The 6,770-nt window shown below is 62.4% G+C and carries 11 protein-coding genes; 5 read left to right on the top strand and 6 right to left on the bottom strand.

Annotated features, from left to right (window positions below; all coding sequences use genetic code 11):
* Together ACFDS3_RS16595 and ACFDS3_RS16590 are read left to right on the top strand one after the other, a co-directional pair.
* The coding region (locus ACFDS3_RS16595; protein WP_375263468.1) for a carboxymuconolactone decarboxylase family protein at window positions 1-221 on the top strand (221 nt) is incomplete at its 5' end.
* Window positions 222-417: 196 nt separating this feature from the next.
* Window positions 418-972 carry an Abi family protein gene (locus ACFDS3_RS16590; RefSeq protein ID WP_375263467.1) on the top strand — a complete coding sequence of 185 codons (555 nt, stop codon included), beginning with the start codon at window positions 418-420 and terminating at the stop codon, window positions 970-972.
* Here ACFDS3_RS16590 and ACFDS3_RS16585 read toward each other — a convergent pair.
* From ACFDS3_RS16585 to ACFDS3_RS16560, 6 genes are all read right to left on the bottom strand, one after another.
* The gene (locus tag ACFDS3_RS16585; RefSeq protein ID WP_375263466.1) at window positions 967-1,458 is read right to left on the bottom strand and encodes a hypothetical protein; all 492 of its coding nucleotides are present in this window, start codon (window positions 1,456-1,458) and stop codon (window positions 967-969) included. The genes ACFDS3_RS16590 and ACFDS3_RS16585 overlap by 6 nt on opposite strands.
* A gap of 193 nt (window positions 1,459-1,651) precedes the next feature.
* Window positions 1,652-2,236: an AAA family ATPase gene (locus ACFDS3_RS16580; protein WP_375263465.1), complete on the bottom strand. Its 585-nt coding sequence runs from the start codon at window positions 2,234-2,236 to the stop codon at window positions 1,652-1,654.
* A gap of 205 nt (window positions 2,237-2,441) precedes the next feature.
* Window positions 2,442-2,591 carry a hypothetical protein gene (locus ACFDS3_RS16575; protein ID WP_375263464.1) on the bottom strand — a complete coding sequence of 50 codons (150 nt, stop codon included), beginning with the start codon at window positions 2,589-2,591 and terminating at the stop codon, window positions 2,442-2,444.
* A gap of 36 nt (window positions 2,592-2,627) precedes the next feature.
* On the bottom strand, window positions 2,628-3,107 hold the full coding sequence (locus ACFDS3_RS16570) for a tyrosine-type recombinase/integrase (RefSeq protein WP_375263463.1): 480 nt from the start codon (window positions 3,105-3,107) through the stop codon (window positions 2,628-2,630).
* Window positions 3,108-3,263: 156 nt separating this feature from the next.
* Window positions 3,264-3,677, bottom strand: a complete 414-nt coding sequence (locus tag ACFDS3_RS16565; protein ID WP_375263462.1) for a hypothetical protein — start codon at window positions 3,675-3,677, stop codon at window positions 3,264-3,266.
* Window positions 3,670-3,918 carry a hypothetical protein gene (locus ACFDS3_RS16560; RefSeq protein ID WP_375263461.1) on the bottom strand — a complete coding sequence of 83 codons (249 nt, stop codon included), beginning with the start codon at window positions 3,916-3,918 and terminating at the stop codon, window positions 3,670-3,672. Before ACFDS3_RS16560 ends, ACFDS3_RS16565 begins: the two co-directional genes overlap by 8 nt.
* 406 nt (window positions 3,919-4,324) lie before the next feature.
* Between ACFDS3_RS16560 and ACFDS3_RS16555 the strand changes: the two genes are divergently transcribed.
* From ACFDS3_RS16555 to ACFDS3_RS16545, 3 genes are all read left to right on the top strand, one after another.
* On the top strand, window positions 4,325-4,489 hold the full coding sequence (locus tag ACFDS3_RS16555) for a hypothetical protein (protein ID WP_375263460.1): 165 nt from the start codon (window positions 4,325-4,327) through the stop codon (window positions 4,487-4,489).
* A gap of 100 nt (window positions 4,490-4,589) precedes the next feature.
* Window positions 4,590-6,194 (top strand): DNA methyltransferase, encoded by a 1,605-nt coding sequence (locus tag ACFDS3_RS16550; protein ID WP_375263459.1) that lies wholly within the window; start codon window positions 4,590-4,592, stop codon window positions 6,192-6,194.
* Window positions 6,191-6,409, top strand: coding sequence for a hypothetical protein (locus ACFDS3_RS16545; RefSeq protein WP_375263458.1), 219 nt, complete (start codon window positions 6,191-6,193; stop codon window positions 6,407-6,409). The genes ACFDS3_RS16550 and ACFDS3_RS16545 overlap by 4 nt, the downstream gene beginning before the upstream one ends.
* Window positions 6,410-6,770: the final 361 nt, after the last annotated feature.

Below are 6,770 nucleotides of genomic sequence, written 5' to 3'. Positions count from 1 at the left end.
GTACTCGTTGCTCCAGCGAAGGGCCCGCTCAAAGGTTGGTGAAGCTGGCGCTGGCCATCGGCGCGGGCTCGGAGGGCGCCGTCCACTCGCATACCCGCCGCGCACGTTCTGAAGGGATCGAGGATACTGCGCTGGCGCAGGTGGCGCTGCTCGCGATCGGCCCCCTGGGCCTGCCGCGGGCCGTCGCCGCCAAGACCTGGATCGAAGACGTGGAATCCTGACCGCAGCGGGCCTCGGCGTCTTAGTCACTCGCGCGTCACAAGACGTGCTGCCCGGGCCAGATCTTAGAACACCTGTGGCGGAAGACGGTGGATCACTCGACAATCATTCGAGCCTCGATCGCCGTGGAAGCCGCGACCCAAGAACCCACACCGCCCGTTTCAACGAGGTTCCTGAAGATGGCGGGAGACGCCATTGATGGCATTCGTCGCTGGTCTGGACGAGACGTTCCTGCGCTCACAGGAAGAATTCGCCAAGCATTTCCGCGCCAAGTATGAGAACCCTCCGCCGATCTGGATCGCTGTCGGCACCTGGGACTGGGGCAAGTTGTCCCACGGCATCAACCACCTCTCGGACGGTAACCGCGATGCCTTGTGTCGGGCGATCGACCCGCGGTTGACCCGGAGAACTCTGGTCTCGTGGATGCGGTGCCTCAATGAAGTCCGCAACGCTTGCGCCCACCATTCGCGCCTGTGGAACAAGGCGCTCATCAACTCGCCCCGCCTGCAGCCGGGCAAAATCGCTGAATTCGCGCACATGGCAGGCGAAAATGGCAAGGTCTCAGATGATCAAAAGAAGCGCCTCTACGGCGCCCTGATCCCCATGAACTTTCTGATGCGCGCCTTTCATCCGAACACCGAATGGCCCCAGCGACTGGCGGAACTTGTCGCCGAGGCTGACCTTCCAGAAGAAGTCAGCCTCGGCAGTGCAGGGTTCCCACCGGATTGGCGAGATGACCCGCTGTGGTCATGACCGACCGAGCCTCCGAGCAATTTCGCCGTCGCTCATACCTTCCGCCGACCATCTGGCGACAGCGGTGCGCCGCGCCGCCATGTAGCCCAGCCCTGCATCCAGACTGGCCCTCGCTCGCCACGCGTTCACCAGCTTCACAACCAGCGTCCCGGACGTGATCCGCTCTCCACGGCTATTCGCGATCATGGGGCGCCCCGCTTCCACCTCGCGCATGGCCTCACGGGTAGCCGGCCCGGCCGGGAGCCTATGGCGCCGTCGATTCTTCTTTGAGCTGGTAAACCGCAGCCATGAAGTCCCACCGACCTCATCCTCGAGGACTGCGATATCCTCCAGCTCGACCAGGTCCTTCGGCCGCACGGCTGTCTCGAGCCCGATCTTCAGCATCCGGACGACAGCCTCGGGGGCGACTTGGCAGAAGGCGTCCACGTCGACGTCTGTCCATGTTTTCAAGGTGCGCGTAGCATCCTGGTTCTGGATCATGCTCATCTTGTTCTCCTTCAAAAGCATGGGCAGCAAACTCATCGTTGTGGCAGCCGGGGCGGAGCCCGGGATATCGTCAGTGCAGGACAGGACGCGACGCCGCGTCTTCCAAGAGAACATGCGCCGAAGTGTCCGCAGGCTGGGACGCGGTCCTGCCTCGCCGCGGAGCACGATTTCCGCGATCATGTCGCCGTTCTCCTCAGACATGTTGCGGCGACGGCCCTTCACGCCTGGCGAAGAAGGCCAGGTGCGGCAGGGAAATCCTTTCAAGCGCGATCGGAGGGCAGCGGCTCAGAAACGGCGCACCAAGCCCATCGACACTGTTTGCGGTCATGATCCAGCTCACGCGCGACATGTCGAATGCCACGCGGAAGTAAGGACAGCTCCATGAGGCCGCGGTGTACCGCTCGAGAAACGGAAGAAGCGCCTCTGTCAGAGTGAAATGCAAGCCTTTCATCGATGTGACGTCACCCGCCTTCTCGATCTCGTCGATCAGCATGATCGGGTTCGCCGTGCGTTCGCGGGTCGCCAATTCGACCAGACGCCCCGGCCCCGCACTTCCCCATCCGCGTTGGGAGCCGGTGATGGCGAAGCTCGCCGGCTCACTCGTGGCATCGATGGCTTCCACAGGAAGCGAGAGAAACTCAGAGAGGTGCCGCGCCCAGAAGCTTTTGCCGATGCCAGGAGCTCCAACGAGAAGCATGGGAGTAAGCCGGACGGCCGGATCATCTGAACGCGCGATCTTTCGCAGCGCAAGCCATACGCGCTCGTTGAGGGGGTTCATCCATGGCATCTCTGCCTCCAACGCCGCGCCGACCTCGTCCGCCTGCGCCTCGCCCGCGATGTCAATCGACCGAGCACCGTCGCGAAGGACCTGCAGCCGTTCGACGTCCTTGTCTTGGAGATGCGCGAGGCCGGTGGATGCTCGAACCCTTTCGACGTATCGCTTTGCGCGCTGCGCGACTTTCTTCGAATCCGCGTCAGTGAGGTCAGTCCCATCCTGACCAGATCGCCGTCTCAGGATCGGCTTCCTTCGCGATGCGCATGCGCTCCAGCGCGGTCTTGAGCCTCTCGTGTACGTCCCGCTCGCACGGCATGTCGTCGAGGAACCTGGCCTTGATGAATGGTGTCTTTCGCATGTCCCTCTCCTTATCGACCCGACTGAGCTTCACGCTTCAGGACCTTTTCGAGGATGTTGTCTGCCATTTCGGGATCGAGCGCGGCGTAGCGCTCGAGCATGGCGCCGCGTGCTGAAAGCTCCAACCTATGTGCGTGGCCAGCTCGGACAGCGTGCAGCCCGCCCGCACCAGGCGCGTCACGGCAGTTCCGCGGGCGTCGTAGAGACGCAGCTCCAAGCGGATCCCGAGCTCCGAGCGCCAGTGTGAGATTGCCCGCTCCATGGAGTCCGAGTTCTCGAACGGCTTGCCATCACCGCTGAGCAGGATCCGTTCCTGGTCGGCTGGCAGCACCGCGAGCAGAGCCGCCATACGCGGCGTCACCGGAACCGACGCGTAGTTTCGACCCCGGCTTTTCTTCGTCCGCAGGACGATCCGGCCGTGCTCCCCTTTCGAAGGCTCGATGTCGTTGCGGGACAGGGTCTGCAGGTCCCCCGGCCGGAGGCCGGTTTCCACCGCAACGGTCAGGATCCTCGACACGTAGCGCGGCGCGCCCGCGATGACCTGATCGATCTCCGGCTGCGTCCAGAAGATATGTGCCCGGTTGGATTTCTTCCGCTTCTGAAGCTTCAGAAGGTGATGCTCGCCGACAAGGCCCTGCTGGTATGAAGGAGATGATCCTTTGCATCGTCGCCATCATGTTGTCGCCCGTTCCCTCGGAGAACTTGTCGCGCCAGCGCATGATTCGGACCGAATACGCTTGTCCTCAAAGGCAGTGGCCGGCGCGCGGCCGAACTCCTCATCGATCCCGCCGGGGCGGACGATGTTCTTGCGGTGATCTGTCTTTGTGCGCTCTCCGAGCTGGGCGAAATCGTTCGAACGCAGGAACTCGTCGATGACCTCCTGGAACGTCCCCTTGCTTTCGACAAGGGCGTTCGTCGCCGCGCGAAACGCCTCGACATACTCGATCGAGTTCACCCCGTAGGGCTTGGTGCGGTCCCAAATCCGGCGCCCGCCGCGCCATGCGTAATGGTACTCGGCGATCGAGCCATTCGCGAGGCGCTTGCGGACGCGATGGAAGCCCTTGAGGTTGACGCGGAGCCTAGCCACGACGCGAGAACCAATCATCGGCCGCCGAGGCGGGCCCTGCCCCGTTTTCCGGGCCAGGTTTCGTCTGGACGTGGACCTTGTCGCCTTCGATCGTCAGGCCGTAGATGGTCAGCCCGAGCTTCTCGGCGACGCGCACGGCGCGCTCGATCTCGGCGGCGGTGACTTTCTTACGGTAGGGGCCGCGGGCACGCGGAGCTGGACGGAGCTCGGCTCCGCCCGGGAAATGGCGAATGTTCGACACGGTGGTATTCCCGTTCTCGAGTTCGACTCGAGCGGGTTCGGGATTACCGGGTTGAACAGAGGTTCAACGCGGTCACACCGAACCCGCCCACGAGGCGGATCGGTGTATGCGTATCGAATTGATCGTCAGGTAGACCGGGATGGACCTGGCTGGCTCCGGAAGAAGTGGCGCCAGCAGCCCATGATAGGCAAGCGTCAGGCGCGGGTTCGGCTGATCTGCTGTGCGGATATCACGGGATGGTCTCCTCTCGGTTGGGATGGAGGTAGCGCGTCCTCCACGCTCAATCAACATATTTGCTTTCGCGGATCGTCCTGCGAATGCGCATCCAAGGGACAAAAGACAGCTTTCTTTGATTCTTCCTCTGAAGTAGAAAAGCAATGCAGGTATTAAGCTAAGGACGAATACCATGCCGGATGACCGCAAGCGGATGGCCAATCTCAACTTGAAGATCTCCGAGGACGAACGGTGGGCCTTCAAGGAGCTCTGCGTCCCCCATCGGATGAGCCAGGTCGACGGGTTCCGTCTGGCCGTCACCCTACTGAAGAAACACTTAGACGAAGCGGACACCTGATGCAGAACCTGCTTTCCGAACTGAAATCGGCCCTCTCCCCAAATGCCTCATATTTCGAGGGTGACGCCCTCCTGAAGAGGTGATCGAACGGGCTCTAGGAATGGATCCGGCGCTGCTCGGTTTGCTCGCCGCATCGGACCCCATGCGGAAGCAGTTCTTCAACGATGCAGGCGGCGTCCCTGTTTTCGACAAAGTCGCCTTTCAGCGTTTCGTGTCGAACAAGGCCTTCCTGCCCGACAGCTACACGACCTTCCGCAACCGGATCGGCCTCGCGCAAGGCGACGATCTCCTGAAACAGCGCCAAGAGGTGGTTCTGGCCTGGCCATTCAAGGATTACGTCCTTGAAGGCGGCATGACCCGCGAAGATCGCGGCCAGCAGGAAGTCTTCTGGAACGAGACGTTGGCGCCCGACGACATCTCGCGGCTCTTCGAACCGAAGGTGATGACGGGATTCCAGCGATGGGACCAGGAGGCGGTCGCGGCCGGGGAGGCGAGACCGGTCGAGGAGATCACGCCCGCCGACAACCTGCTGATCAAGGGCAACAACCTGCTCGCCCTGCATACGCTCAAGGCGTGCTATGCGGGTAAGGTGAAGCTGATCTACATCGATCCGCCTTACAACACGGGGAATGACGGGTTCCGGTACAACGACCGGTTCAACCGTGCGACCTGGCTGACCTTCATGCGCAACCGGTTGGAGGTGGCGAAGGAGCTTCTGCGCGAGGATGGCGCAGTCTTCATCAACCTCGATGATGGCGAGGCGCATTACTGCAAGGCGCTTCTCGACGAGATCTTCGGCCGCAAGAACTTCGTTGCCAACGCGGTCTGGCAGAAGCGCTATTCGCGCGAAAACCGGGAGTCGATCGGCGACGCCCACGACCATATCCTGATCTTCCAGAAGAACGCGCCTGGCTTCACCTCCACCGTCGACAAGATCGAGATCACGGAGGAGCAGGCGAGGATCTACCGCAATCCGAATAACGACCCCAAGGGGCGCTGGCGCGCGGTCCCCATGACGGCTCAGGGCCACCGGCCGAACCAGATGTACGAGGTCGTGACGCCCGCCGGTGTGGTTCACACACCGCCCGAGGGCCGCTGTTGGAGTACCGTTGAGAGAGAGTATCTGCGCCTGCGCGAAGAGGGCCGGATCTATTTCGGCAAAGACGACCGCGCGCAGCCCGGTATCACCCGGTACCTCTCGGAGGTCGAGGGCGTCACGCCATGGACCTGGTGGCCCAGCAACGAGGCCGGTCACACCGATGAGGCGAAGAAGGAAATCTACGCGCTCTTCGGAGCGGAGGCTTCCCGAAACATGACGCCGAAGCCCGAGCGGCTCCTGCAGCGCATCATCCATATCGCCACGGATCCCGGTGATCTCGTGCTCGATTTCTTTGCCGGGTCAGGGACAACGGCCGCCGTGGCATACAAGATGGGCCGTCGCTGGATCGCGGTCGAGCAGATGAATTACATCGACGAGCTGACCGCGGCGCGATTCCGCAAGGTGATCTCAGGGGAGCAAGGCGGCGTGTCCGAGAAGCTGGATGGAAGGGCGGCGGCTCGTACATCTACGGCGAGTTGCTCGCCTGGAACAACCGGCTGGTCGCCCACATCCAGGATGGACGCTCGACCGCCGATCTCCGGCTGGTCGCCCGCATCCAGGATGGACGCTCGACCGCCGATCTCTCGGCCATCCGCGACGAGATGATCGACGGCGGGTACCTGCGCCACCAGATCAGCCGTGATGAGTTGCAACAGGTCGACCTTTCCGAACTCTCCCTGGAGGACGCCAAGGCACTCCTATTAGGCTGCCCTGACCTGAACCATCTCTACGTAAATGTCGGCGACATGTCCGATCCGACTTTCGAGGTCTCCGAGAAGGATCAGACGATCAACCGCGACTTCCAGGAGGAGGGCGCGTGAGACTTCTCAACGATTACGACGCGCTGGTCCGCCGCGGCCGCCTGGGCCTCGCCAGCCCCGAGCATGTCGCCGCCAATCTCTCGCCGGGGTCATGTCGTTTTCGCGGGGCCGCAGCATCCGCGAGTGCAGACGTGCCGTCGACACGGGTGCCGGCGATCAGGAGACCCGCCACATCCCACTCCTGGACCTCGGCAAGGATACGATCAGGTTCGCCATGGATGGCATCCCTCTTTTCCGCTTCGAAGACTTGCGCGAGCTGTTCCCGGACCTCCCCGGCCGGGACGAATTCATACGGTCGGAGAACTTCTTAGGCTCAGGACCCATTAATCAGGTTGAGGCTGTGCGGCCCGCATGATTCACG

Source organism: Palleronia sp. (assembly GCF_042089775.1).
Taxonomy (GTDB): Bacteria; Pseudomonadota; Alphaproteobacteria; order Rhodobacterales; family Rhodobacteraceae; genus Palleronia.
The sequence above is the reverse complement of the archived record's forward strand: the minus strand, read 5'-3'. Positions and strand labels throughout refer to the sequence as shown.